A 24,520-nucleotide genomic window follows, 5' to 3' on the forward strand; every position below is an offset into this window, starting at 1 on the left:
TCCCTTCGCTGTTAATCAGTGAAAGGGAGAGGCCCTATTTAGTGTAATCCATTGATTTCGCCGGATCAGTTATAAAATCCGATATCGTCGAGCATGATTTTATCGCCTTCTTCCTGCAGATAGAAGGTTATTTCAGTCAGCTTGCCGGGGTCAAGCGCAGGCTCCTCCTCCAGAAAGGCTTCAAACGGCAGCTCGTAGGTCTGGAACACGGCTTCCGAAAGATCGCCGTATTTGCCGTCGCTTACCCGTTTTTCCAGCCAGGAATTTACCGTGAACTGGGTTTGGGGCAGCGGCAGAACCTCCATCACCTCGTCCAGCGGCAGGCGGGCTGCAATGTCATTGCTATCCGTGAGTTCGACCACTACATCAGGCGAGGGGGAAGGCTTTGTATTATCGGCAGTGCCGGTATCCTCATCCTCATCCTCATCCTCATCATCCTCATCAGCATCGGCGTTGCGGTTAGCCAGGGAAAAGGTCAGACCTTCTGCATCGGACTCGGCAATATCGCTAGTGACACTATCTTTAAACGTGATGGTGTAAGCAGCTTCTTCTCCGCTGTTGCTGGCACTGCGTTCCAGCAGGATGCCATGCGTTGCTTTGCTCTTCAGCTCACGGTCCCGGGCAACTTCTTCCGTCCAGCTAAGTCCCGTGGCAGCTGCCGTTCCGCCTAGTGCCGTGTTCTTGTTGCGGTCTTCGTCAAAAGTAGCTACCGGGATGAATTCTCCGCTCTGGAATCGGCTATAATACGCAGTATCCGGCAGCCACTTCGCTCCGCTGCGGTAATCGCGGAATAGCCCGCGATAGCCAGCCTCTCCATGCAGGGTTGTTTCCAGGAACGCAGCTACATAGACCTTAGCAATTTGCCGCTGCTCGTCTCCGTCCATAATATGCGTTCGGCTGAGGAACAATCCTGCCGGCAATGACTGATCCAAGAGTCCCCAGTCGGTATTGAACTGGCTATGATTGGCATCGGCGATATATAGAGAGCTTTTGAAAGCGGAGGAGCCGCGGGAATAACTAGAACGAATATACTGGCGGTCTCCATAGAAGTCATGCACATCCCCGTCCCGTGCGCCTTGCAGGGTCAGGTAATTGACGTCAATCAGCTTGGCCTGCTTCTCGTCGATTGCCTTATCTGTGGGAGCGAGAGCAATGACCGAGGCTATCGAAAACTTATTGGCGTCAGCCAGTACGGGATCGCTTTTGAACCAGCGTTCGGCATCGGCTGCCATGGCAACAGCCTGCCCGCCGCGGCTATGGCCGAGCAGGGCGGTCTTGGTGTAATCCACCTTGTGATAGAAAGGGTTGCCGGCCTGTTCATTGAAGATGCCGATCTGCTGGAGATGCTTCAGAATCATCCAGGTCCGCACCTTGAAGTCGTTGTCGGGAATGCCGGACCAGGCTGAATAATTCAGGAAGTTCTCATCCAGGGAGAGTGCGATAAATCCCCGGCTGGCCAGCAGCTGGCCCAAGTAAGCGTAGCCTCCGTCGGAGTAGTCCTCCATCATATGGTTGCCATGAACCATAAGCACAAGCGGGAAGGGGCCTTCACCGTCGGGCATCCAGACACGGGCATTTAAAGGGAGCGAGCTGTAGTCGAATCCCCAGAATATAGTCCGCAGCTTAGGCCAGGTTTTGATATAGGCCGAGGCATCCGCAGTGGAGGAGAGAAGATCGACTTTCTTACCGTATTCAGAACGGTGCAAGTCCTCGCCACTGCCGTAAGTAAAGCTGCGATAGGTATAGTCACCGGGCTCTCCCGGATTTGCAGCGGGGATATCATCCTTAATCACCGTGGACGCTGCCAACACGGGCATCGCTCCGCCGTGGCTCTTGATCGGCAGGGCTATCGAAGATAAGGCGACAGCAACTGCGAGCAGTAGTCCCGAAACGATCCGCCTGCTGCGCAGCAGGCCAAGTACAAGTCCTCCGAACCCGCCGAATAAGGCGGCAAGAACAGCGACGGCAGCAGCTGCTTCAATCTCCAATTCAGCATAATACAGGATTAGCAGAACGGCGCCCGCCGCACTCAATATAGAGCCCGTAAATAACCGCGGGACAGGCAGTCCGGTCAATGCCAGCACCAGAGCCAGTATGTTGGCTGCCAGAGCGAGGAAGATGGTGCCGGTTCCGGCCGCCAATATAATATCCGCCGGGGCACCCAGACCGGTGGGGATGCCCAGAATAGCCGCCGTAAAAATAAGAACACATATTATCCAAGGACCGGTAAGTGCCATCCTCCATAGTGCTGTATCATAACGGTAAGTTTCCCTAATTCGCTTTGCAAGGCTGCTGCGTATCCTCCGGTGCAGCCGCGGTCTCCCCGGCGCCGGAGCATACTCCAAATCCATTCCCATGATTGTCTCCCCCGACATTTTGCGGTGATTTCCACTCTCTCTTTTTCCCCTATTAGATGTAGCAATCTTATTACTTTAGAGCTTTAATAACAAGTGGATCTTGCAGGAACGGCCGCCACTTGCTGCCGCTCAGCCGGAGAATGTCTGATTGCCGTCTTTTTCTAAAAAAAGGTTTGACAGGGTAAGGAGCTTTCAGTATTATGTCTTTATAACCTACTAAATGGGTAGGAATAATTGAATAAGAGTTCTTACCGTACAGACGGAGGAACGCCCGCTTCAGGCTCGCAGATACGTGTCTTTCAGGACCGATTTGACCTGCCATACGTGGGCCTTCCTCCGTCCTTTTTTGCAGAAATTAGCGCATAGAGAGTTCAGCAATCATCTATTTAAGAGAAAACATGGGGGAGTGATTGTGATGAAGAAAGGGATCAAGAAGGGGCTGCTCGCCGGATTTACACTATTGTTGACGGCAGGGCTTACTGCTTGCGGAAGTAATACTAACAATACGAACAACAGCGCAGGTGCAGCAACCGGTACGCCGGAGAGCACCAATGCGGCGGCAACGGCAGAAGCGACCAAAGCACCGTCTAAAGATCCGGTAGAGCTGCTAAATGTATCCTATGATCCTACACGTGAGCTTTATGAGAGCTACAACAAGGCTTTTTCGGCTTATTGGGAGCAGGAAACTGGCCAGAAAGTAACGATCAAGCAGTCCCATGGCGGTTCAGGCAAACAAAGCCGTGCCGTTATTGACGGTCTGGAAGCGGATGTAGTCACGCTGGCGCTTGGATATGATATTGACGCTTTGCAGGAAACAGGACTCATCAATGAAGGCTGGCAAAATAAATTTGAGCTTAACAGCTCACCCTACACGTCGACTATTGTTTTCCTCGTGCGTAAAGGCAATCCGAAGGGCATAAAGGACTGGCCGGATTTGCTTAAGGAAGGTGTAGAGGTGATTACACCGAATCCGAAAACCTCCGGTGGTGCACGCTGGAACTATCTGGCGGCATGGGGTTATGCGCTCGACCACAACAATAATGACGAAGCCAAAGCACAGGAATTTGTGCAGGAGCTGTTCAAGCATGTGCCGGTACTGGATACCGGGGCGCGTGGTTCTACGACAACCTTTGTGGAACGCGGAATCGGTGATGTGCTGATTGCCTGGGAGAATGAAGCCTATCTGTCCATCAAAGAGCTGGGGCCGGACAAATTTGAAATTGTGAATCCTTCCGAGAGCATTCTGGCTGAACCTCCGGTTGCCGTAGTCGACAAGGTTGTCGATAAAAGAGGAACGCGTGAGGTATCCGAGGCTTATCTGAAATATCTCTACACCGAAGAAGGCCAAAAAATAGCTGCAGAGAACTACTACCGCCCCACTCTGGAAAGTGTGAAGGAACAGTTCAAGGACCAATTCCCGGACATCAAGCTGTTTACGCTGGCTGATAAATTCGGCACCTGGAAAGAAACGCAGGAGAAACATTTCAATGACGGAGGCATTTTCGACAAGATTTATGTACCGGGCAGCTAACTCTTACTTTAAGTGCGGGTCATTTATAACTCGCTGCTGGTGATAGAGCCGCAGGATCTGTAAAGATAGGCTTCGGAAAGTTCGTCCCGTTAAGGGTGCTGATCAGCCCATAAGCTGAAGGCAGGAAAGGATGAATACGTAAATGAATGTCACTACTACGGCTGCGGTGCGGCGCAAGGTGCTGCCCGGCTTCGGGCTTACGATGGGCTACAGTGTACTGTATTTGAGTCTCGTTGTCCTGCTGCCGCTTTCGGCGCTGCTCTTCAACTCCACCGGACTCAGCTGGGCTAAATTCTGGGATGTGGCCACAGACCCGCGCGTCCTGGCTTCCTACCGGGTCAGCCTGGGCACTGCGGCAGCGGCAGCTTTGACGAATGCTTTTCTGGGACTGCTGCTGGCATGGGTGCTGGTACGCTATGAGTTTCCCGGAAAAAGAGTATTCGACGCCCTGATCGATCTCCCGTTTGCACTGCCGACAGCCGTAGCGGGTGTCTCGTTGACAGCACTTTACTCACAGAATGGCTGGATCGGCTCCCTTCTGGAGCCGCTCGGCCTGAAGGTTGCCTTCACGCCGCTGGGCATCACGCTTGCGCTGATGTTTATCGGCATTCCGTTTGTTGTCCGCACCGTACAGCCCGTGCTGGAGGATCTGGACAGAGACATGGAAGAAGCCGCCGCGACGCTGGGGGCAGGCCGCTGGCGGACCTTTCTGCGGATTGTGCTGCCGGAGCTGTTCCCTGCGCTGCTCACCGGCTTTGCACTGGCTTTTGCCCGGGGGATCGGAGAATACGGGTCGGTGGTGTTCATCTCCGGCAACATGCCGATGAGAACAGAGATTGCCCCGCTGCTCATTATGACCAAGCTGGAGCAATTCGATTATGCCGGCGCTACAGCGGTGGCGCTTCTTCTCCTGCTGATCTCCTTCCTGATGCTGTTCGTGATTAACCTGCTGCAGCGCTGGGCCCGCAAAAGCTCACGATAGGGGAAGTACAAAACTTAAGCGTATGCTTTCGAGGTGATTTTTGTCGAAGCCCATTTGGTGAGGTATTGCTCACAAAAATTAAGCATATGCTTCCGAAGTGATTTTTGTCGAAGCCAATTCAGTGAAGTAACGCTCACAAAAATTTAGGAGGAATAATTATGGCCGGTACTGTGCCGATGCTCGCTCCAGGGCGGAAAAGCAGCGTATCCTCGCCTGCTACGAACGAATCTCCTGCGGTGAAGTGGGTGCTGATTGCCGCCGCCGGGCTGGTGCTGTTCTGGCTGATCGCCCTGCCGCTGATCGTCGTGCTGACAGAAGCGCTGAAGAGGGGCTGGGATGTCTACTGGGCCGCGCTGACTGATCCCGACGCCGCTTCGGCGCTGCGGCTGACGCTGCTGGTGGCCGCGATTACCGTCCCGCTGAATACAATCTTTGGCGTGGCGGCCGCCTGGGCAGTGACCAAATTCCGTTTTCGCGGCAAAGGCTTCCTCATTACCTTAATTGATCTGCCGTTCGCTGTGTCACCGGTCATCGGCGGGCTGATCTTTATTCTGGTGTTCGGCGCGCATGGCTGGTTCGGGTCCTGGCTCAGCGACCATGATATCAAGATTGTATTTGCGCTCCCGGGCATTGTGCTGGCTACGCTGTTTGTAACGTTCCCTTTTGTGGCCCGTGAGCTGATTCCGCTGATGGAAGATCAAGGTACACAGGAGGAAGAAGCGGCGATTACGCTGGGGGCGCACGGCTGGCAGATTTTCTGGCGTGTGACACTGCCCAATATTAAATGGGGTTTGCTGTACGGGATTATTCTCTGTAATGCCCGTGCTATGGGCGAGTTCGGCGCGGTATCGGTAGTCTCCGGGCATATCCGGGGAGAAACGAATACGCTGCCGCTGCATGTCGAGATTTTATATAATGAATATCAATTTTCGGCATCGTTTGCGGTGGCTTCATTGCTGCTGCTGCTCGCCTTGGTAACAATGATCATCAAAAGCTGGCTGTTACGAAAAAATGCTCATTGACAGCTCTTTTAGTTCCATGCTAAGTTAAATCTTAGTAAACAAGTTGGTAATAACGGGATTCAAGGCGGAGAACATCCCCTGTCCGGGGAAAGGGAGGCTGGAGAATGGTTAAGCCACTGAAAGTGGATGAGGTATGGCTGACGCGGATTGCAGGACTTCTGGATGACATGGAGTTTGGCTCATTGCACATCGTAGTGCATGAAGGTCAGATAGTACAGATGGAGCGTACGGAACGCAAACGTTTCGAGAACAGCACTGCAAATGCACGATATAGTGGAGAGACCGGAAGCCGGCGCACCGATACCCGTTCTGCGGGACGAGGATAGAAGGTATAAAGAAAGACCTCCATCAGTTGAAGGTCTTTCTTTTTTTTATTTGAGCATTTTGCATTAATCTAAGCCCTTGGTACACAAAGAGATTTTGAGCATAAAAAAGGACTTCACCCCAACTTGGAGAAGTTTTTTGGTAACGACACCAAAACACTCAAGAGGAGGAAGTCCCCTTTGTATATTCTCCAAGAAAGTCTATTTTCCTTTGAGGAGCTTCAAAAAATCGAATCAAAAGAGCGATTGCCCATCTTTTTCAGCGCACTGGACCTGCGACCTTACGCGAGACAATTGAGAAATCCTTCACCCCGAGGAGCGGACGGGCACTGCCGTCAAGGCATTCTTCGCGCATTACTCGCGGCTCCCTTAGAGAACATCGATACGTTCACCGGCCTAGCGCGCAGACTGGAGTTTGACCTTCGTTTCCGTTACCAATGTGGACTTCGGCTGGACATCCCCGCCCCTTCAATTTCCACGTTAAGCCGGGTTTTTGCCGAGTTGACTCGCAAAAGCCTTGCCAAGCAGTTGTTTGAGGATCTTGTGGCTCAGTGCCAAGAAGCTGGAATCATCGACGGCACTCATGTCGCCATCGACAGCGCAGCCATTCACGCCTACGAGAAAAAAGAACCCAAGCGAAAAAGCGAGCTCACTGGCCATGCCAACTGGGGTGCAAAGTTCGACACCTTCGGCAACAAAGTCAAGTGGTTTGGCTATAAGCTGCATCTGGCCGTCGATGCCAAGAGTGAACTTCCTATGGTGCTCCAGGTGACTCCTGCCCATGTGAACGACGGAGACGAAGGGCCTGCACTCATGACGATTGTCGCTGCAAAATCCAAAGTGAAATTCTTCATGCTGGATGCGGGCTACGACCAAATGAAAAACTACGAGGCGGCCCGGAACGTCAAGGCGCAAGCCATTATTCCGCTGAATCCACGAAATGAAAAGGAACCGCCAGCGGGGATCACCCGCAAAGGCACGCCTTGTTGTTCGATGGGATTTCCTATGACGTATTGGGGACAGGAAAAGGTACATTTGAAATTTCGTTGTCCACATGCGACAGGTCAAGTGGATTGTCCTTTGGGTATGGTCACTTGTTCGTCGTCCAATTATGGAATGGTGGTTAAAATCAACAGTCAAACGGATCTCCGGCGTTACGCGTTGCCGCATCGGGAAAGCCGAGGCTGGAAGGAACTTTACAATAAACGAACCAGTGTAGAACGCTGCAACTCTCGAATGAAGACCTATTTAACTGCAGACCAGCTTCACGTCTGGGGGATTCAAAAAGTGACAACACACCAATATTTGAATGCGATTGTGTTACTTGCCTCTGCACTTGCCATCGTCAAGCAACGAGTCCAAAACGCCGCTTGAAATTTCAAATTCATTGAAATTCTGCCCGTCTGTCCATTTATCGCTCCGCTCTCACAACACTGAGATTTCGCTGTGGCCTAACCATGGACTCTCAATCGAAATATGAATTATGCAAAATGCTCATTTAATTAAGGCTTCCCATTCGGCAAAAGATAATTTGTCAGTGATATGCTTCAGTTCTGCCGGAACCTCGATAGAGCACATCAATTCCAGGCTATTTCCACCCGGGGCATTAAAATAAGTATTGCCTTAATAACGCGGTCCCCGACGGGAAGAGGAGAGGCCTTCAAGCAGTAAGACTATCGCCGTGATCACATGCATGATCCAGCCAACGATCGGAATTAGAGCGACTATCGAGGTAATGATACCAATGACGTTGCCGATAAAAGGCCCCCGTTCCTTAAGCATGATGATAACAGCCACTGCGTGCAGCAAAAAGGCGATGCCGAGCGGGACCCATGCATTGGCTACAACGAACATCCCTCCAATGATCGGCAGGGCCAGGAACGCTTCATAAGTGAAAGTCCCCCATTTCAATAATTTCCCCAGAGAAGACATGAGTACTTCACCATTCCTTTCTTTATGATATTGTAAATATTTGGCTTTATCTCTAGGTTACCCCGGGATGCAGGCTGAGAATAATATTATTGCTTTTCTAAACAATTTATTAGTTCTGTTACGTCAGAATTCCTTCAACGTTTCAAATCTCCGCATGTACCTATTCCGTCAGCCGGTTACCCGGCCTTGCTTGAAATCAATGCTTAAGTATATATTGGTAACAGCATTGCAGATCCTGAGAACGTTAGTAGGAACGAGAAGGGAAGGACAATATGGATACAGCAGAAAAAGTAGAAATTAGACATGAATCTCCCTCGGTGGAGCAATATCTGGCGCTGCGGGTTGAGGCAGGACTTAGTCCGATGAGTGTAGAGGGGGCTATGACCGGGCTTCCGCGTTCTTGTTATGCAGTATCCCTCTATGAAGAGGACATGCTGGTAGGGATGGGACGCGTCATCGGGGACGGAGGCTGTTTCTTTCAGGTAACGGATATTGCCGTTAAGCCCTCCCGTCAAGGGCGTGGCTTCGGGAAAGTTATTATGGGTGAGATCAGGGCATTTCTGGATACGGTGCCCAATCCGTCGTATATTAGCCTCATTGCTGACGGGAAAGCTTCGAAGCTGTATGATCAGTATGGTTTTGTTCCGGTAATCCCTTATTCGCAAGGGATGTTCCTGCGGCGGTAGCTGGCCGGAATGGCAGATTGTAATCTTATGATAGTGAGGCTGGCCGACCCCCACCTAGCGGGGGTATTTGAATGCTGTTTCTACCCGAAGGGTTTCAGAACGCCACTATGGGATAAATTAGAATTAGGGCTTGAGAAAGCGAGGAAAACTAGAGATGGATGTTGTTGTGCTAGGTGCGTCGGGGACGCTGGGAAAAGCAATTGTACAGGAAGCACTAAAAAGAAAACACGAAGTAACCGCAGCCGTCCGCCAGCCGGATTCGCTGCAAATCGAGCATGAGCGGCTGCAGATTGCCACCGTTGATATCCTGAATCCTTCCTCGGTAGCTGCCGTAGTTGGCGGGCATGGGGAAGTCATCAGTGCGTTTGGACCGGATTCCGGGCGGGAAAATGATCTGCTTGGCGCAGCGGATTCGCTCCTGGAGGGGATGCGTATAGCCGGGGTGGAACGGCTGATGATCGTCGGCGGAGCGGGCAGTCTGAAGACGGAATCGGGAGAGTGGCTGATGGACACGGCCGAATTCCCCGAGGAGCTGCGGCCGCTGGCTGCCGCACATGCCAACGCCTATGAAATTTATAGAGGCTCGGCACTTGATTATACGTATATCAGTCCGCCTGCGTTCATCGTCCCGGGCCGCCGGACAGGCATGTTCCGCATCGGACTGGACCGGCTTATCGTGGATGAAAATGGCGAGAGCAGCATCAGCGTGGAGGATTTCGCCGTGGCGGTCATTGATGAGCTGGAGGAAGGCAATTTCAGCCGGGAGAGATTTACGGTAGCTTATTAGCAGAGCTGGGTACAGAACAGAAGCAGTTCTAAGACTGCCTTGAACTGAACAACAGGACCGATATAGTGCCGGGGCAGTGGATTCCGGCTATGCGCAAAGGGTAAGACTTATTGCATTTTATGCCGTAAGGCTTACCCTTTATTGTTGCGATGGAAATGTAGCGAAAGGGGTGCGAGTCATGGATCTGGTAACTGTTGAGCAGATGCGGCAATTGGACCGCATAACGATTGAGGGTTTGAGCATTCCGGCGGTTGCGCTGATGGAGAATGCGGGTCGGGCCATCGCCGAGGAGGTTATCGCGCTGTGCCGTAGCAGGCACGGCGGAGGCGCAGGCGGAGAAGACAGGAACGGTGGACGGGCCGGAACGGGAGGCGGTTGGGCTGATGCAGATATAGCGGGGCGCGGCGGCTATATAAACGGGGGACCGGGTGCAGAGAATGGCAGAGACGCGGGAACGGATGTGGGGCGTGGCGGCGAGGAACCGGGAGCAGGGCGTGGCAGCGGCAGAGGCGTTGCTGCCATCCAGGGAAGCGGCGGCCCGGGGATTCAGCCGCCGGGGTTTAGGGTCAGCGGCGATACCGCGCTGACCCTGGACTCTGCCGAAGCCGAGCACTGGCTGATTCTCGTCGGCAAAGGCAATAACGGCGGCGACGGCCTCGCCGCCGCCAGGCACCTGCGTGAGGCGGGCATCGCCGTCACTCTGGTGTACGCGGCCGCGCCGGAGTCGCTGGCCGGCGAAGCCGCACTGCAGCGGGATGCCGCTGCAGCCATGGGCCTGCCCGCCGCCATCTACGGCGTGGACCGGCTGGACTTTGCCGCATGCAGCGGCATCGTGGATGCGCTGCTCGGCACCGGCAGCGCGGGAGCCCCGCGCGGTGCCTATGCGGAGCTGATTGCCGCCGCGAACGGCAGCGGCAAACCGGTGGTGTCCGCGGACATCCCGAGCGGGCTGAACGCGGACACGGGAGAGCTGCATGAGCCGTGCATTCATGCAGCAGTGACAGTCTGCCTCGCGTTTCTCAAACGCGGGCTGGTGCAATATCCCGGCGCGGGAGCAGCCGGGCATGTGGTGGTCCGCTCCATCGGCATCCCGGCTGCCTTGGCCCGGAAACACGGCGTGCAGGCTTGCCTGCTGACGCCGGAGGTGCTGCGGACACGTCTTCAGATCGACGTGTCGCGCCGCCGCTCGCCCGAAGGCCACAAGGGCACTTACGGGCATGTCCTGCTGGCCGGCGGAAGCCTGGCCATGAGCGGTGCAGGCCTGCTCTCCGCCCGGGCTGCGCTGCGGGCGGGTTGCGGCTTGGTTACCTGGGCACTGCCCGGCGGGCTGCTGCCCTATGTGATCGGTGCCGCCCCTGAAATGATGCTGGCTGCAGCCGGCAGCGCAGAGGATGGCACCTGGAAAGCAGGCACGGCCGCAGAGGTGCTGCGGCTGGGTGCCGGAAAGGAGGTTATCGCCGTTGGTCCTGGCCTTGGCCGGTTCGAGGGCGATACGGATTGGCTCCGCACGATTTGGGAGGGGACGGAAACGCCCCTGGTCATCGATGCCGATGCTTTAAACATCCTGGCTGATGCCGATTACAGCTCCTGGACCCGCCGGGGGCCTGTGATCTTGACGCCGCATCCGGGAGAAATGGCCCGGCTGGCAGGTCTTCCCACGGCAGAAGTGCAGCGCGACCGGATCGGTCTGGCATTGGACTATGCCCGGGAGCATGGCGTGGTGCTTGTGCTGAAAGGGGCGCATACAGTTATTGCAACGCCTGAAGGACAAGCCTATGTAAATGTCACAGGCCATCCGGGTATGGGAACCGGCGGAGCGGGCGATGTGCTGACAGGCATCATTTCCGGACTGCTGGCTCAAGGGCTGAATGCCGCACAGGCTGCGGCTTTTGGCGTGTATCTGCACGGACTGGCCGGAGAACGGGCAGCCCGCCTGCGGCATCATCCGGCGGCATTAATTGCCGGGGATATCATTGAAGCACTCTGATTGCAGGAAGCTGTGTGGAGAAGCCAGATCACACTATGCATCCTGCCGGATGCATGCCGGTCCGGCACCCGGTGCAACTGCCTGCAGGCTAGAGCAGCAGCAGGCAGAGCAGCGGGATGAATAGCGCGAATACGGGAAGCAGCAGCGGCTGCCGCTCGCCGGCTACCTGGGCGAGCCGGAATACCAGGAGTACAGCTATGCCGTAGATGCCGCAGGTCATGGCTTCTCCGCCCTGCTCCGAGGCCAGCCACAGACCTGCGCCAAAGCCGGCAGCTGCATACAGGACCAGTGACGGTCCGAGCGAAGACGAACGGAACATGCGCAGCAGCAGATCTGCCAGCAGTGCCGCCGGCAGTCCATAAGCGTAAATGGCATAGGGCACCGATATCGGCCAGCCTTCCGGCACTCCGCCTTCGTGCGGAAAGAACAGCATCAGCAGGGAGACGAGCATAAAGGTCAGACCGGCGGCGGAGAGTTTCGCCAGTGCGTACATGCCTGCGGATAGGCGGACGGACGGAAGATCGTAATCCTTGATTTTATTCATCCTAAAACTTCCTTTCAGGGTGGGATTAACGCTACTACGGCGGATTCAGGGCCTTTACCGGCGGCAGCTCAGCTTGTGACCATGTCCCCTCCATTAACATGAATACATGCGCCTGTAGCATAAGAAGAATCGGAACTGGCCAGATAGACATAGGCTCCGGCTAATTCATAAGGCTGAGCCGCACGCCGGAGCGGAGTATCCGTTCCGAAGACGCTGACCTCGGCAGCGGAGTAGCTGGAGGGAATGAGCGGTGTCCAGACCGGCCCGGGGGCGACACTGTTGACACGGATTCCGGTATCGGCGAGCGAAAGGGCAAGAGAGCGTGTAAAGGTGACGATGGCACCTTTGGTGGCTGAATAATCGATGAGCTCTTTGTGGCCCTGGTAAGCGGTGATTGAGGCGGTGTTAATGATGGAGCTGCCTTTTTTCAAATGCGGCAGTGCGGCCTGTGTCAGGTAAAAGAACGGAATAATGTTGGTATGAAAGGTCTGGAGCAGCTGTTCTTCTGAAATATCGAGAATGCTCTTCTGCGGATACTGCACACCATGGTTATTGACGAGGATATCCAGCTTGCCAAAGGTCTGTACTGTCTGCTCTACGGCCTGGAAGCAGTTTTGCTTATGCCGCAAATCAGTTTCGATCCGCAGGCAGCGGCGGCCCAATTGTTCAATGCGCCGCTGTGTGACTTCGGCATCCGAGGCTTCGTACAGATAGGCAATGGCTACATCCGCCCCTTCCCTGGCAAATGCGATGGCCGCCGCCTTGCCGATGCCGCTTTCCCCTCCGGTAATCAGCGCCACCTTGCCTTCCAGCTTTCGGCTGCCGAAGCTCTCAGGGTTTTCGCTGATCGGGCGGGGGCTCATCAGACTTTCAAGGCCCGGCTGGCGGTTCTGATGCTGCGGCGGAAAGGCAATGGGCTGCTTGCGGCATACCGTCTGTTCCCCATAATAGGGGTAAGTGGGATTCATATCGCAGGTTTCCTCCTTGGATGCTGTCTTTCCGTATATTTTTATGCATGCGCCCAGAAAAGCGTGCGCTCCCGCAGTGTGAATCCGGCATTTGAAGCGGGCAATGATCAGCGGGACAAATCTTGCATTCTATGAAAAAAGAATATGATATATTACCTGGGAGGAACGTATGGCGGATCGTGTGAACTGGTTTAATATTGCCTATTTGCAGCAGGGCACGGTACTTCAAAGAGAAGTATACAATCTGCTTCAGGAACTGCGGATTATGGAGCTTCTTGCGGACTATGATCCGCTGCTTGCAGGTACGATACCTCTGGGAATTCAAGTGGAAGGCAGCGATCTCGATCTGATCTGCGAGGTACATGACCCCGTGCGCTTTACCGCCGAGGTTCACGGTTATTTCGGGCAGTTGACCGGATATTCCGCCGTAACCCGGGTGGTTGGGGGAATAACACGCACCAAGATTAATTTTCATGCCGGAGGCTGGCCGATTGAATTGTTCGGGCAAGCCAAGCCAGCGCGGCAGCAGAACGCTTGGCTGCATATGCTGGTAGAGGGGCGGATATTGGATCTGCTGGGGGAAAGTTTCCGCGAAGAAATTCTTTTGCTGAAGTCAGGCGGAATGAAGACGGAACCGGCTTTTGCGAGACTGCTGAAGCTGGAAGGCGATCCTTATGAGGCGCTGCTGGACCTTGGCGGGCTTCGTCAAGAGGAGCTGGAATACATGTGCAAGAAGGCTTATCCCTACATACAATGAACAATGGAAACGGGGGAGGAATATTGAAGTACAGAGCAATGGTTGCAGATGATTATGAGGAAGCGTATCTTTTATGGGGGAATACTACAGGCATGAACCTCAGCCAGGCTGACTCCCGGGAAGAAATTGTCCGTTATCTGGAGCGCAACCCCGGACTGAGTCTAGTCTGCGAGAATGAAGCGGGCAAAATTGCCGGGACTGCAATGTGCGGACATGACGGGCGGAGAGGGTATATGTATCATGTAGCTGTCAGCGGAGAATGCCGCGGAGCAGGAGTCGGCCGTGAACTGGTCTCCCGTTGTCTAGGCAGATTGCGGGAAGCCGGCATTGTGAAATGCCACTTGATGGTTATTGAGGGGAATGAGCTGGGCCGCAGCTTCTGGTCGGGCATCGGCTGGCAGGAACGGGACGGGATTGTTCTTTTCTCACAGGATACTTGGTCAGGCGGAGAGATTTCAGAGCATCGGCCCTGATAATGATCTATCGTAAGGTGACATACCAATGTAATAGTGTAGCTTCTGCATTCGTGCAGTATAATATATGTGAGTATATTGTCGAATTTTGATAGGTGGCGATCTGAACTATGCGCTTTAAAGATGTATTCTCAATTATCGGCCCGGCGATGGTCGGGCCTTCCAGTTCGCATACTGCGGGAGCGGCCCGGATTGGCAGAGCAGCCCGTCAGGTGCTTAGTGAAGTGCCAAGCGAGGCTGAGGTCATTTTCTTCGGTTCCTTTGCCGCAACCTATCAGGGGCATGGCACAGACCGGGCAATTGCCGGTGGCCTGCTGGATTTCGCTACGGATGACCACCGTCTGCCTGATTCTATCGAGCTTGCGCAAGAGGACGGGATGGAGATTTCCTTCCGGCAGGGAACGGGGCTGTTCCCCCACCCCAATACGGTTCGCTTGCGTCTTGTCGGCCGGGAGACCGGAACAGAAATGACGCTTACGGGGATCTCGATTGGCGGCGGCAATATTGAAATTGTAGATATCGACGGCTTCGGGGTTAAACTTACGGGAATGTATCCGACAGTGCTGATTAACCATATGGACTATTTGGGAGTACTCGCGAGTGTTACCGATGTGATGCGCAAAGGCCAGTTTAATATCGGACATATGTCCCTGGACCGCAAGAACCGCAGCGGTGCGGCTTTGACAGTGCTGGAGCTCGATGAGCCAGCCACAGCAGAGCTGCTCAAGGATCTGGCGGGCCTGCCGGCCGTGAAGTCGGTGAAGGTTGTTGATTTAAACGAACCAACGCAAGTAAAGAAAGGGAAGGATAGCTCATCATGAATTTTCAAACTTTAAGCCAGTTGGCGGTACTATGCGAGGAACGGGGTTTGGGTATCGGGAAGCTTATGCTTGAGGAGCAGAGCGCAGAGTCCGGACGTTCCACAGAGCAGGAGTTCGCCACGATGAGCCAGTACTACGGAGTGATGAAAGAGGCGGTGCACCGCGGCATGCACGAGGATACCACCTCGCGCAGCGGTCTGACCGGCCTTGATGCGCAGCGGGTTGCTGCCTACAATGCGGCAGATGAACCGTGTCTTGGCGGATCTGCCGGTACCGCGATGGCCTATGCGCTGGCTGTATCTGAAGTGAATGCGTCTATGGGCCGCATTATTGCCACACCGACCGCAGGCTCCTGCGGAATCATTCCCGGTGTATTCCTAAGCTGCCAGGAGCGGTTTGGCTGGGACGATGATTATATGGTGTCGGGCTTGTTCGCCGCCGGTGCCATTGGTTACGTGATCGCCAATAACTCCTTTGTATCCGGTGCGGAAGGCGGCTGCCAGGCAGAGGTTGGTTCGGCGATCGGGATGGCTGCGGGAGCGCTGACCGAGCTGCGCGGCGGAACCCCGGCACAGGCAGTGCATGCTGTAGGTCTAGCGCTCAAAAATACACTCGGCCTAATCTGTGATCCTGTGGGTGGCCTTGTGGAAATTCCCTGCATTGTGCGCAACGGCTTTGGTGCCGTTACGGCACTCGCCGCAGCGGATATGGCGCTGGCCGGCGTGCGCAGCGTAATCCCTTCGGACGAAGTGATCAAGGTAATGCTGGAAGTCGGTTCCGCTATGCCTGAGAAGCACCGTGAAACGGCAGGGGGCGGCTTGGCTCAGACCCCTACCGGGCGCCAGATTATGAAGGATCTGCGGAACAAGAAGTAATCGGGCCACGCAAATACGGTATTATTTCAAATCATGCGGAACCGCTCCAACTGCTCCCATAATCCCTCCTGCCGGAGTATTTCCGGCTGTTTCGGACCCATAAGATCGAAATGGGGGAAGGGTTTGCGGTTGTGGATATACTGCGGTGGAAGACCATTTTTCTTACACCAGCGTTTTAGACGGGGCAGGTCACTGCAGCCTACTTTAGTCACTGTGGTAATTCCCGGAAAGCGCGGGTCAATCCAATAATGCGTCAGAAAAGCGATCTCTCCTGCCGAGACTGCCTGTTTCCACCGGGTTAATTCTTCTCTGTTAATTCCGAAGGCCATAGCTGTCCTCATCCCTATTCTTTTCAGTAATTGTTGACTCCATTATAACCTATGAAAGGGGAGAACATCATGAGCGGGCAATCCAGAGCAGACATCCGCCCCGGACTTGAGGTGGATATTGTACTCAAGCAAGACCAGCCAACTGGCAAACTTACGCATGGCACGGTCAAAGATATTTTGACCAATTCGCCCCGCCATCCGCACGGCATCAAGGTGCGGCTGACGGACGGACAAGTCGGCCGGGTTAAGAATATTACCAGCTGAATGAACAAGTCGTTGCATCCCTATCTTTAACTTTCAATAGCGCTCCTCTCGCCTGGCTACTGCTGCCCAACAGCACAGCAGCCACCGGCGGAAGGAGCGTTTATTGTTGTTCAGGCACTTGGTGTTGATCATTAAAGAGAAGAGAAAGTTCTGCTTGAATTGGACAATACAATAGATCGTGTTATAAAATGGAAAAAATTTAGGGGCGTGAGTGGAATGGAGCCGGGTAGAGCAAGCTTGATCAGCAGGTCGATTTCTAAAGCTGCCCCGCTGCTCTTAACGGCCCATAAATTCTTCTACATATTGGTCCGCTTTTGTCTGGTTGCATTGATTGCAGGCACAGACGCAGTTGTCGGGAGTGGTGTGGCCGCCTTTGGCGCGAGGCAGCAAGTGATCAATAGTGTCTCCGTATAAGCCGCAGAAATGACAAGTATAGTTGTCCCTGTTTAGAATTAACGCCCGAAAATCCTTATTGCTGTACAGGCGGCGAATCGTGCGGCGGTTCACAACTACTGCGGCATGCTCTCTGACAAGGGTCACAGCCAGCTCCAGATCGATTTCCTGGTGCCAGCGGCGCCCCTTGTCGCTATGTCCGCGCATCAGAATCATCCCCTTAAATGAAGGGATCAGGGAGGAAGCGTCCTGCGGATCAGGCTTCGGTCCGAACGGCTGCGGCGCTTTCCGCCGCTGCTCAGCTCCGCGCGGACGCGTCTTTCCCTTGACTGCAGAGGTAAGGGTTGCGGCCTTACCCTCCTTGGAGCGCTCCGGCAAGGAGTGCAGATGGGTTTTGGGTGCAGGCGGCTTGGAAGCTGCAGGAGCCGGGGCCGATGGAGCCGGTGACCGGCGGGACGCAGCCGCAGGTCCGGGTTCGGAAGTTTGAGCTGAAACAGCGGACACTGACACAGCTCCCATACCGCGGAGCAGTGCAGGAGCCGATCCCGCTTCGCGGGCCTTGCGGCATTCCCGGCAGGCCCCGCGGCGGGACTGGCCCTTGGAGCGTTTGCCGGTCCGCCGGCGGAATTCGGCAAGTGGTTTTAGTTTATGGCAATAGGCGCATTGTTTGGATAAAGGCTGGTTCGTATCGGTCATAGGCATGTGTGGATGATGCTTTGCCAGCGTCACCCGGTCCCCTCATTTTTTTATGGATTAGTAAAGACTTCCTGTTCAACAGATAATAACTTTAGTATAACGTAAAGTGTGTCTGTTCACACCGCAAGCATAAAAATTCGCCGATTCCCTAATTTGTGACATCTGTCTTAGCAGGGTGGAGGGAGAACCTGTAAAATCTACTCAAAGCAAGTTAGATCGATATTTTGGGACGATGAATGCGAGGGGATTAGCAATGACACAAGCCGGGAAAAGACCGGGTGCTGTAATTTTACTGTATATTCTTCAAGCTTTTCTGGGAGTCGGAGCGATAGGGGGAGGACTGGTGCTGCTGGCAGACCCCAGTGGTGAAATGATCGGGATGCCGTCTTCCGTGCTGGAAAGATCGCCCTTTGAGAATTTTGCAATCCCTGGCATTCTGCTGCTGGTGATCTTTGGACTTCTGCCGCTGCTGGTGCTGTATGGCCTAGTCAAGAAGCCGGATTGGAAGTGGGCGGCCCCGCTGAATCCGTTCAGGACACTGCATAGTGCGTGGGCACTTTCCCTCTATATCGGCTTCGGGCAAATTATCTGGATTATGGTGCAGACCTACATGATGAACGCCGTATCCATTGTCCATGTGGTCTATACCAGCTTGGGCCTGCTGATTCAGGCTGTTACATTGCTGCCTGCGGTACAGGGATATTTTATGCTGGACGGACGTGCGGAAAGACGTTAGAATTGCAGTGAACAAATAAAGGGCTTTCATTTGAGCCGGGGGAGTGCACCGGAATGACAACTATATATGATATTGCCAAAAGAACCGGTTACTCTCCAACTACGGTATCAAAGGCATTTAATAACTACTCCGATGTGCGGGAGAAGACACGCCAGGAGATTCTGCGGACTGCCCGCGAGATGGGCTATTTGCCCAATGCACATGCACGCACGCTGACTACGAAGAAATCATGGACCCTTGGCGTGCTGTTCGTAGAGGGCACGGGTGTCGGTATCCGTCATCCGTTTTTCGGCGCGGTGATTGAGAGCTTCAAGCAGGTTGCTGTGGCCAAAGGGTATGCCCTGATGTTTATCTCCAAGGATGTCGGCGGCAAGCAAAGCGGGTATTTGGAAAATTGCCGGATTCATGGTGTGGACGGAGTCGTGGTGTTTCTCTCTGATTATGAAGATCCTTATTTTCAGGAGCTGCTGGAGAGCAATATTCCCACGGTTATACTGGATTATGAGACAACTCAGTCACATACGGTCTGCTCGGACAATATTGCCGGTGCGCTGCAGGCGGTGGAATACCTGACTTCTTTGGGACACCGGAGAATCGCCCATATTTCCGGGGGAGAGAATACATTCCCGGGCAAACAGCGAGAGAATGGATACAAGGCTGCAATGAAGCAGCACGGGCTTAAGGTGCAGGAGGGGTATGTTTCTGTGGGGGCTTTTTATTCCCTGGAGAGCGGCTATGCCGCGATGCAGAGTCTTCTTGAACTGCCGGAACGCCCGACAGCCGTCTTTGCTTCGGGTGACTTGCTGGCATTAGGCGCGGTTATGGCAGCCAAAGACAAGGGGCTGGCGGTACCGGCGGATATTTCCGTTATGGGTTACGATGATATTGAGCTTGCCCGGTATGTTACTCCAGCTCTGACGACTATTAGGCAGGATACAGCTAATCTCGGAACCCGGGCGGCTGAGATTCTTCTGGCTTCGATCGACGGCAATCGGCAAGGAATGGAAGCGCTTGTGCTTCCCGTCGAAGTGGTCGTGAGGGATTCCTGTGCACCGCCAGGCAATGAATAAAAGGAAGTTCGCCTCGGTGCACTTTTTTTTCGAAATAATCGAAACCGGTTTCGATTATCATAGCATTCATAATTTATCCAAAAGGAGACAGACAAAATGACAACGGTAAGCACAGTAGTAACTGCCAAAGAAACAGGAGAACGTTTAAGTCCGAAGGAGGGAATCCAGTTTAAAGCCCGTACTGCCGGACAGCAGGCCGATGTGCAGCTGCAGCCCGAGGTAGAATTTCAAAAGATGATAGGTTTTGGCGGTGCTTTCACTGAAGCGGCGGCCTATACTTTGTCGCGGATGAGTCCGGGCAAACGTGCAGAGGTTATACACCGCTATTTTCACCCTGTCGAGGGATTGAATTACAGTATGGGCCGCGTGCATATTCATAGCTGTGACTTCGCACTCGGCAATTACACCTATGTGCAGGACCATGATACAGAGCTGGCTACCTTTGACATCTCCCATGACCATAAGTGGGTGCTGCCGCTGATCAAGGATGCCATGGAGGTAAAAGGCGGACCTTTCACGATGCTGGCTTCTCCCTGGAGCCCTCCGGCATGGATGAAGACGAACGGGGAGATGAATAACGGCGGTTCGCTGAAACCGGAATACGGGGATGCCTGGGCGCGTTATTATACAAAGTTCATTGAAGCCTACCGCAAAGAGGGCATTCCGGTATGGGCGGTCTCGGTTCAGAATGAGCCGGCAGCTGTTCAGACCTGGGATTCTTGTGTCTACAGCGCGGAAGAGGAACGGGATTTTGTTAAAAATCACCTCGGACCGGTCATGCACAAAGCGGGGTTGGCGGATGTGAATATCGTGATTTGGGACCACAACCGCGATATTATGGTCGAACGTGTAACACCTATCCTGTCCGATCCCGAAGCGGCGCAATATGTATGGGGCAGCGGTCTTCACTGGTACGGCGGTGAGGAATTCGACAAGGTGGCCAAGGTGCATGAGCTTTTCCCGGATAAGCATCTGCTGTTCACGGAAGGCTGCCAGGAGGGCGGCGTACGGCTTGGAGAGTGGTTCACAGGAGAACGCTACGGGCGGAATATGATCGGTGATCTTAACGCCTGGACCGAAGGGTATTTGGACTGGAATCTGGTGCTGGATGAGACTGGAGGACCAAACCATGTAGGCAATTTCTGCGATGCTCCGATCATTGCCGATACGACGACGGACGAGGTGCACTATAACAGCTCTTATTATTACATCGGGCATTTCAGTAAATTTATCGCTCCGGGTGCTGTGCGGATTGGGCTGGAGTCCACTGCAGAAGGTGTGCTTTCCACAGCTTTCCGCAATCCGGACGGCAGCATTGCCGTGGTGCTGATGAATGAGAGCGAGGAAGAGCGTTCCCTGACCCTGGGTCTGGGTGCAGAGCTGGCTGAATGCCGCCTGGCGCCGCACTCCATCGTCACGCATGTCCTCTCGTAGGTCAGCATAAGCTCACAAAACTTAAGCAAATGCTTCCGAAGCGAGTTTTGTACGAAGTCAATTCAGGAGGCATAAGCTCACAAAACTTAAGCAAATGCTTCCGAAGCGAGTTTTGTACGAAGCTAATTCAGGAAGCATAAGCTCACAAAACTTTTAGGAGGGCTTGTCATGAGCAAATCTTATTTTGATGCAGGCAAATTTGTGATGGAGCAATTTCACGAGAGCAAGCCGTTTGCCAGCTTTTTGCCCGGGCTCGCCGGGCTCAAGGGAATTCCGATGTGGACCTTCTATGTCAACCGGGGCCAAGGGGTCTGCAGCTTCGGGGTACGGGATAAAAACTCGCCGATCATGGAATTTTCTCCGGCGAATATTTCTTATAAAAATGTAGCGTCTTCCGGCTTCCGCACCTTCATCAAGCTGGGCAATACGCCAGAAATCTATGAGCCGTTCCAGTCGGCACGTCCTGATCCAGCAGCCAAGCGGACCATGACCATCCTGCCAAACGGGCTAACCATTGAGGAAGCGCATGCCGGGCATGGATTAAAGACGACCGTACACTACTTTAACCTGCCAAATGACGATTACGCCGCGCTTATCCGGCGGGTGGAAATCGAAAATACAGGCACTGAGAAGCTGGAGTTTGAGCTACTGGACGGGTTGCCGGAGATTCTGCCTTATGGTGTGGAGAACAGCAGCTACAAGGAAATGGGCAACCTGCTGCGCAGTTGGATGGATGTATACAACCTGGAGAATGGCATTCCATTCTACAAGCTGCGCTCCAGCACGAATGATGATGCGGAAATCAGTGAAATCAATAACGGCCATTTCTACCTTTCCTTCACAGCGGAGGGGGAAATGCTGGCGCCGATTGTAGATTTCGAGCTTGTGTTTGGCGGAAACACCTCGCTTGCCTACCCGGACGGCTTCGCCGGACAGCCACTTGCGAAGCTGCTGGAACAGCCGCAATATCCGGTGAACAAGGTGCCATGCGGCTTCAGCGGTACAGCACGTACGCTTGCTCCCGGCGGCAAGCTGACGCTGAATACGATCATCGGGCATGTCAACGAGATCGGGAAGATCAATCAGAAATCGGCGGAGATCTGCCGCGAGGAGTATATTACGGCCAAGGCGCAGGAGGCAGCCAGCCTGACCGAGGAGCTGACGGCGGATATCGCCACCCATACCTCCTCAGCAGTGTTCGATGCCTACTGCCGGCAGTCCTATCTCGACAACTTTCTGCGCGGCGGCTATCCGTTTATCTTTGACAACGGGGGAGACGGCTTTGTCGTACATCTATACTCGCGCAAGCACGGCGATATGGAGCGGGATTATAATTTCTTCTCTCTGGCACCGGAATATTATTCCCAGGGCAACGGGAATTTCCGCGATATGAACCAGAACCGGCGCAACGATGTATTTTTCCATCCGCAGGTCGGCAGCTTTAACATCAAAATGTTCTACAGCCTGATTCAGGCGGACGGCTATAATCCGCTCAGTGTGCAGGGAACCAGCTTTGAAGTGCTGCCGGAGAATGTGGAAAAGCTGAACGGCTGGATTACCGAAGCTGCAGCCGATCACCGGGAGGAACTCGTGAAGCTATGCGCAGGCCGCTTCACACCGGGCCGCCTGATCAATTACATCGCCGACCACAACGTTACGCTGAAGGTAGACGAACAGCAATTGCTCAGCGGTGTGCTTGCCCTGGCGCAGCAGAATATAGAGGCTGCCTTTGGCGAAGGCTTCTGGTCCGACCACTGGACGTACAATCTTGATCTGGTCGAAGGTTATCTGGATGTATTCCCGGATAAACAGCAGGAACTGCTGTTCGGGGATGAATCCTACACGTTCTATGACAGTCCGGCCTATGTGCTTCCGCGCAGCGAGAAGTATGTGCTGAGCGGCGGGAAGGTCCGGCAGTACGGTTCGCTGCTGGAGGACGAGGAGAAGCTGCACAGACTGCAGCGCAAAGCCGGAGATACCCAGTGGCTGCGCACGGAAGGCGGGTTCGGGGAGATTTACCGCACGAACCTGTTCGTGAAGATGATCTCACTTGCCTTGAATAAATTTGCGACCCTTGATCCGTATGGCATGGGCGTGGAAATGGAAGGCAACAAACCAGGCTGGAATGATGCCATGAACGGGCTGCCCGGATTATTTGGTTCAGGGATGAGTGAGACGTTCGAGCTGAAACGGATGATCCTCTTCTTACTGGAGGCGCTGGAGAACGGGGGGGATGGAACCGAAGCTGTAGCGCTTCCGGTGGAGATGGCGCAGCTGCTGGAGCGGGTGCATCAAGCCGTGACGCTTATGCTTGCCGGCGGGACCAGCCAATTTGGCTACTGGGATACTGTGGCTTCGGCACGTGAAGCTTACCGGGAGAGCATCCGGTTCGGAATTACCGGTGAATTGGCCGAGGTCACACTTGCCGTCATCCGTGAGGCGCTTGGCAAATTCCTGCTCAAAATTAATGTAGGCATTGATAGAGCAGTAGAAATGGGCGGCGGGCTTGCACCAACTTATTTCCGGTTCGAGGCCGTGCGCTTTCAGCCGGTGACGGATGAAGCGGGTAAACCGGTAATCAGCGGCTACGGCTTGCCGAAGGCTGTGGTGGAAGAGTTCGAAGCCTATGCCCTGCCGTATTTCCTGGAGGGGCCAACCCGCTGGCTCAAAACGCTGGAAAGCCCGGAGCAGGCCAAGGACATCTATACCAGAGTCAAAAATACCGGTCTATACGATCTAGTCACTTCGATGTACCGGACGTCGGTCTCGCTGGAGCAGGAGTCGAACGATATCGGGCGGATACGGGCGTTTACTCCGGGCTGGCAGGAGCGGGAGTCCAATTTCCTGCATATGTCCTATAAATATTTGCTGGAGCTGCTGAAATCAGGGCTGTACGAGGAGTTCTTCAGTGAAATGAAGACTTCGCTGATTCCGTTCCTCGATCCGGCTGTATACGGGCGCAGCACCCTGGAGAATTCCTCGTTCATAGCTACGGGCGGAAATCCGGACCCGGGCACTCATGGCCGGGGATTTGTAGCCAGACTCAGCGGTTCCACCGCAGAGTTCCTGAGCATGTGGAGAACGATGATGGCCGGAAGCCGTGTGTTCACAGTAGAGGATGGTGAGTTGACGCTGGCGCTTGCACCGGCACTACCGGGCTGGCTGTTCGATGAACAGGGCAATCTGTCGTTCACCTTCCTGGGGGGCACGGAGGTCACCTATCACAACCCCAAACGGGCCAATACCTTTGGAGCAGAGCGGGCGGTGATCCAGAACCTTACACTGGTCTACCGTGACGGGACCGTTACCCCTATTTCGGGAGCGCTGCTGCGCGGTGCGGAAGCTGAAGACCTGCGCCGGGGAGAGATTGTGGCGATCCGTGCAATTATGGGTTAAAGAGACTGTGCAAATGAGGAAGGCTGAAAAGGCCTTTCTCTTTTTGTATAAAATATCTTAAATCTCGTCCTTATCCGAAAAATGAGCCCCTAAATATGAAAATTGCGGCCTTTCGGGGAACGCGGAATACAATTACAATAAATACATAAAGCTGTAA

24 protein-coding genes are annotated in these 24,520 nt (G+C 54.0%); 17 read left to right on the forward strand and 7 right to left on the reverse strand.

The annotated features are described in order from the left end of the window. Nucleotides 1–65: 65 nt before the first annotated feature. Both MHI45_RS20840 and MHI45_RS20845 read right to left on the reverse strand, forming a co-directional pair. Nucleotides 66–2,357: a poly(ethylene terephthalate) hydrolase family protein gene (locus MHI45_RS20840; protein WP_340895197.1), complete on the reverse strand. Its 2,292-nt coding sequence runs from the start codon at nucleotides 2,355–2,357 to the stop codon at nucleotides 66–68. 70 nt (nucleotides 2,358–2,427) lie between these two features. After that, nucleotides 2,428–2,679 (reverse strand): hypothetical protein, encoded by a 252-nt coding sequence (locus MHI45_RS20845; protein ID WP_340895195.1) that lies wholly within the window; start codon nucleotides 2,677–2,679, stop codon nucleotides 2,428–2,430. Between the two features lie 93 nt (nucleotides 2,680–2,772). Here MHI45_RS20845 and MHI45_RS20850 point away from each other — a divergent pair, with 93 nt between their 5' ends. The 5 genes from MHI45_RS20850 (at nucleotide 2,773) to MHI45_RS20870 (ending at nucleotide 7,589) form a co-directional block, all read left to right on the forward strand. After that, nucleotides 2,773–3,888, forward strand: a complete 1,116-nt coding sequence (locus MHI45_RS20850; protein ID WP_038585197.1) for a sulfate ABC transporter substrate-binding protein — start codon at nucleotides 2,773–2,775, stop codon at nucleotides 3,886–3,888. A gap of 142 nt (nucleotides 3,889–4,030) precedes the next feature. Further along, nucleotides 4,031–4,870, forward strand: coding sequence for a sulfate ABC transporter permease subunit CysT (cysT, locus tag MHI45_RS20855; protein WP_340895194.1), 840 nt, complete (start codon nucleotides 4,031–4,033; stop codon nucleotides 4,868–4,870). A gap of 158 nt (nucleotides 4,871–5,028) precedes the next feature. Continuing rightward, nucleotides 5,029–5,892: a sulfate ABC transporter permease subunit CysW gene (gene cysW / locus MHI45_RS20860; RefSeq protein ID WP_076111678.1), complete on the forward strand. Its 864-nt coding sequence runs from the start codon at nucleotides 5,029–5,031 to the stop codon at nucleotides 5,890–5,892. Nucleotides 5,893–5,996: 104 nt separating this feature from the next. Continuing rightward, complete coding sequence (locus MHI45_RS20865; RefSeq protein WP_038585204.1) at nucleotides 5,997–6,218, forward strand: YezD family protein; 222 nt, start codon at nucleotides 5,997–5,999, stop codon at nucleotides 6,216–6,218. Nucleotides 6,219–6,395: 177 nt separating this feature from the next. Next, nucleotides 6,396–7,589, forward strand: a complete 1,194-nt coding sequence (locus tag MHI45_RS20870) for a transposase (protein ID WP_076114670.1) — start codon at nucleotides 6,396–6,398, stop codon at nucleotides 7,587–7,589. 249 nt (nucleotides 7,590–7,838) lie between these two features. On the opposite strand, the gene MHI45_RS20880 is transcribed toward MHI45_RS20870, so the two are convergent. Further along, a complete protein-coding gene (locus tag MHI45_RS20880; RefSeq protein WP_256718256.1) occupies nucleotides 7,839–8,126 on the reverse strand; it encodes a hypothetical protein in 288 nt (95 codons plus the stop codon). A 293-nt stretch (nucleotides 8,127–8,419) separates the two neighbouring features. Here MHI45_RS20880 and MHI45_RS20885 point away from each other — a divergent pair, with 293 nt between their 5' ends. The 3 genes from MHI45_RS20885 (at nucleotide 8,420) to MHI45_RS20895 (ending at nucleotide 11,607) form a co-directional block, all read left to right on the forward strand. Continuing rightward, entirely contained in the window at nucleotides 8,420–8,833 is a 414-nt protein-coding gene (locus MHI45_RS20885) for a GNAT family N-acetyltransferase (RefSeq protein ID WP_076113882.1), read from the forward strand. Nucleotides 8,834–8,987: 154 nt separating this feature from the next. Beyond that, a complete protein-coding gene (locus tag MHI45_RS20890) occupies nucleotides 8,988–9,620 on the forward strand; it encodes an NAD(P)-dependent oxidoreductase (protein WP_076113881.1) in 633 nt (210 codons plus the stop codon). Between the two features lie 178 nt (nucleotides 9,621–9,798). Then, complete coding sequence (locus MHI45_RS20895) at nucleotides 9,799–11,607, forward strand: bifunctional ADP-dependent NAD(P)H-hydrate dehydratase/NAD(P)H-hydrate epimerase (RefSeq protein WP_076113880.1); 1,809 nt, start codon at nucleotides 9,799–9,801, stop codon at nucleotides 11,605–11,607. Between the two features lie 88 nt (nucleotides 11,608–11,695). On the opposite strand, the gene MHI45_RS20900 is transcribed toward MHI45_RS20895, so the two are convergent. Then, nucleotides 11,696–12,151 carry a hypothetical protein gene (locus MHI45_RS20900; RefSeq protein ID WP_038585218.1) on the reverse strand — a complete coding sequence of 152 codons (456 nt, stop codon included), beginning with the start codon at nucleotides 12,149–12,151 and terminating at the stop codon, nucleotides 11,696–11,698. 68 nt (nucleotides 12,152–12,219) lie between these two features. After that, on the reverse strand, nucleotides 12,220–13,119 hold the full coding sequence (locus MHI45_RS20905; protein WP_076113879.1) for an SDR family oxidoreductase: 900 nt from the start codon (nucleotides 13,117–13,119) through the stop codon (nucleotides 12,220–12,222). Between the two features lie 169 nt (nucleotides 13,120–13,288). Between MHI45_RS20905 and MHI45_RS20910 the strand changes: the two genes are divergently transcribed. The 4 genes from MHI45_RS20910 (at nucleotide 13,289) to sdaAA (ending at nucleotide 16,045) form a co-directional block, all read left to right on the forward strand. Further along, complete coding sequence (locus MHI45_RS20910) at nucleotides 13,289–13,876, forward strand: DUF4269 domain-containing protein (RefSeq protein ID WP_076113878.1); 588 nt, start codon at nucleotides 13,289–13,291, stop codon at nucleotides 13,874–13,876. A gap of 23 nt (nucleotides 13,877–13,899) precedes the next feature. Then, nucleotides 13,900–14,349, forward strand: coding sequence for a GNAT family N-acetyltransferase (locus tag MHI45_RS20915; protein WP_256718255.1), 450 nt, complete (start codon nucleotides 13,900–13,902; stop codon nucleotides 14,347–14,349). A gap of 110 nt (nucleotides 14,350–14,459) precedes the next feature. Continuing rightward, nucleotides 14,460–15,170, forward strand: a complete 711-nt coding sequence (gene sdaAB, locus MHI45_RS20920) for an L-serine ammonia-lyase, iron-sulfur-dependent subunit beta (protein ID WP_076113876.1) — start codon at nucleotides 14,460–14,462, stop codon at nucleotides 15,168–15,170. Beyond that, nucleotides 15,167–16,045, forward strand: coding sequence for an L-serine ammonia-lyase, iron-sulfur-dependent, subunit alpha (gene sdaAA / locus MHI45_RS20925; protein WP_076113875.1), 879 nt, complete (start codon nucleotides 15,167–15,169; stop codon nucleotides 16,043–16,045). The genes sdaAB and sdaAA overlap by 4 nt, the downstream gene beginning before the upstream one ends. Nucleotides 16,046–16,071: 26 nt before the next feature. On the opposite strand, the gene MHI45_RS20930 is transcribed toward sdaAA, so the two are convergent. Continuing rightward, nucleotides 16,072–16,374 (reverse strand): hypothetical protein, encoded by a 303-nt coding sequence (locus tag MHI45_RS20930; RefSeq protein WP_076113874.1) that lies wholly within the window; start codon nucleotides 16,372–16,374, stop codon nucleotides 16,072–16,074. A gap of 69 nt (nucleotides 16,375–16,443) precedes the next feature. Here MHI45_RS20930 and MHI45_RS20935 point away from each other — a divergent pair, with 69 nt between their 5' ends. After that, nucleotides 16,444–16,638 (forward strand): YwbE family protein, encoded by a 195-nt coding sequence (locus MHI45_RS20935; protein WP_038585239.1) that lies wholly within the window; start codon nucleotides 16,444–16,446, stop codon nucleotides 16,636–16,638. Nucleotides 16,639–16,914: 276 nt separating this feature from the next. Here the strand turns inward: MHI45_RS20935 and MHI45_RS20940 are convergent, their stop codons facing one another. Continuing rightward, nucleotides 16,915–17,760, reverse strand: a complete 846-nt coding sequence (locus tag MHI45_RS20940) for an HNH endonuclease (protein ID WP_256718254.1) — start codon at nucleotides 17,758–17,760, stop codon at nucleotides 16,915–16,917. A gap of 220 nt (nucleotides 17,761–17,980) precedes the next feature. Between MHI45_RS20940 and MHI45_RS20945 the strand changes: the two genes are divergently transcribed. The 4 genes from MHI45_RS20945 to MHI45_RS20960 all read left to right on the forward strand — a co-directional run bounded on the left by MHI45_RS20945 (nucleotide 17,981) and on the right by MHI45_RS20960 (nucleotide 24,363). Continuing rightward, complete coding sequence (locus MHI45_RS20945) at nucleotides 17,981–18,463, forward strand: hypothetical protein (RefSeq protein ID WP_076113873.1); 483 nt, start codon at nucleotides 17,981–17,983, stop codon at nucleotides 18,461–18,463. 53 nt (nucleotides 18,464–18,516) lie between these two features. Further along, complete coding sequence (locus MHI45_RS20950) at nucleotides 18,517–19,533, forward strand: LacI family DNA-binding transcriptional regulator (RefSeq protein WP_076113872.1); 1,017 nt, start codon at nucleotides 18,517–18,519, stop codon at nucleotides 19,531–19,533. Nucleotides 19,534–19,629: 96 nt separating this feature from the next. After that, nucleotides 19,630–20,967, forward strand: a complete 1,338-nt coding sequence (locus MHI45_RS20955; RefSeq protein ID WP_076113871.1) for a glycoside hydrolase family 30 protein — start codon at nucleotides 19,630–19,632, stop codon at nucleotides 20,965–20,967. Between the two features lie 168 nt (nucleotides 20,968–21,135). Beyond that, complete coding sequence (locus MHI45_RS20960) at nucleotides 21,136–24,363, forward strand: cellobiose phosphorylase (protein ID WP_076113870.1); 3,228 nt, start codon at nucleotides 21,136–21,138, stop codon at nucleotides 24,361–24,363. Nucleotides 24,364–24,520 lie beyond the last annotated feature (157 nt).

Source organism: Paenibacillus sp. FSL H3-0321 (assembly GCF_038002865.1).
In the GTDB taxonomy this organism is placed as follows: Bacteria; Bacillota; Bacilli; order Paenibacillales; family Paenibacillaceae; genus Paenibacillus_AQ.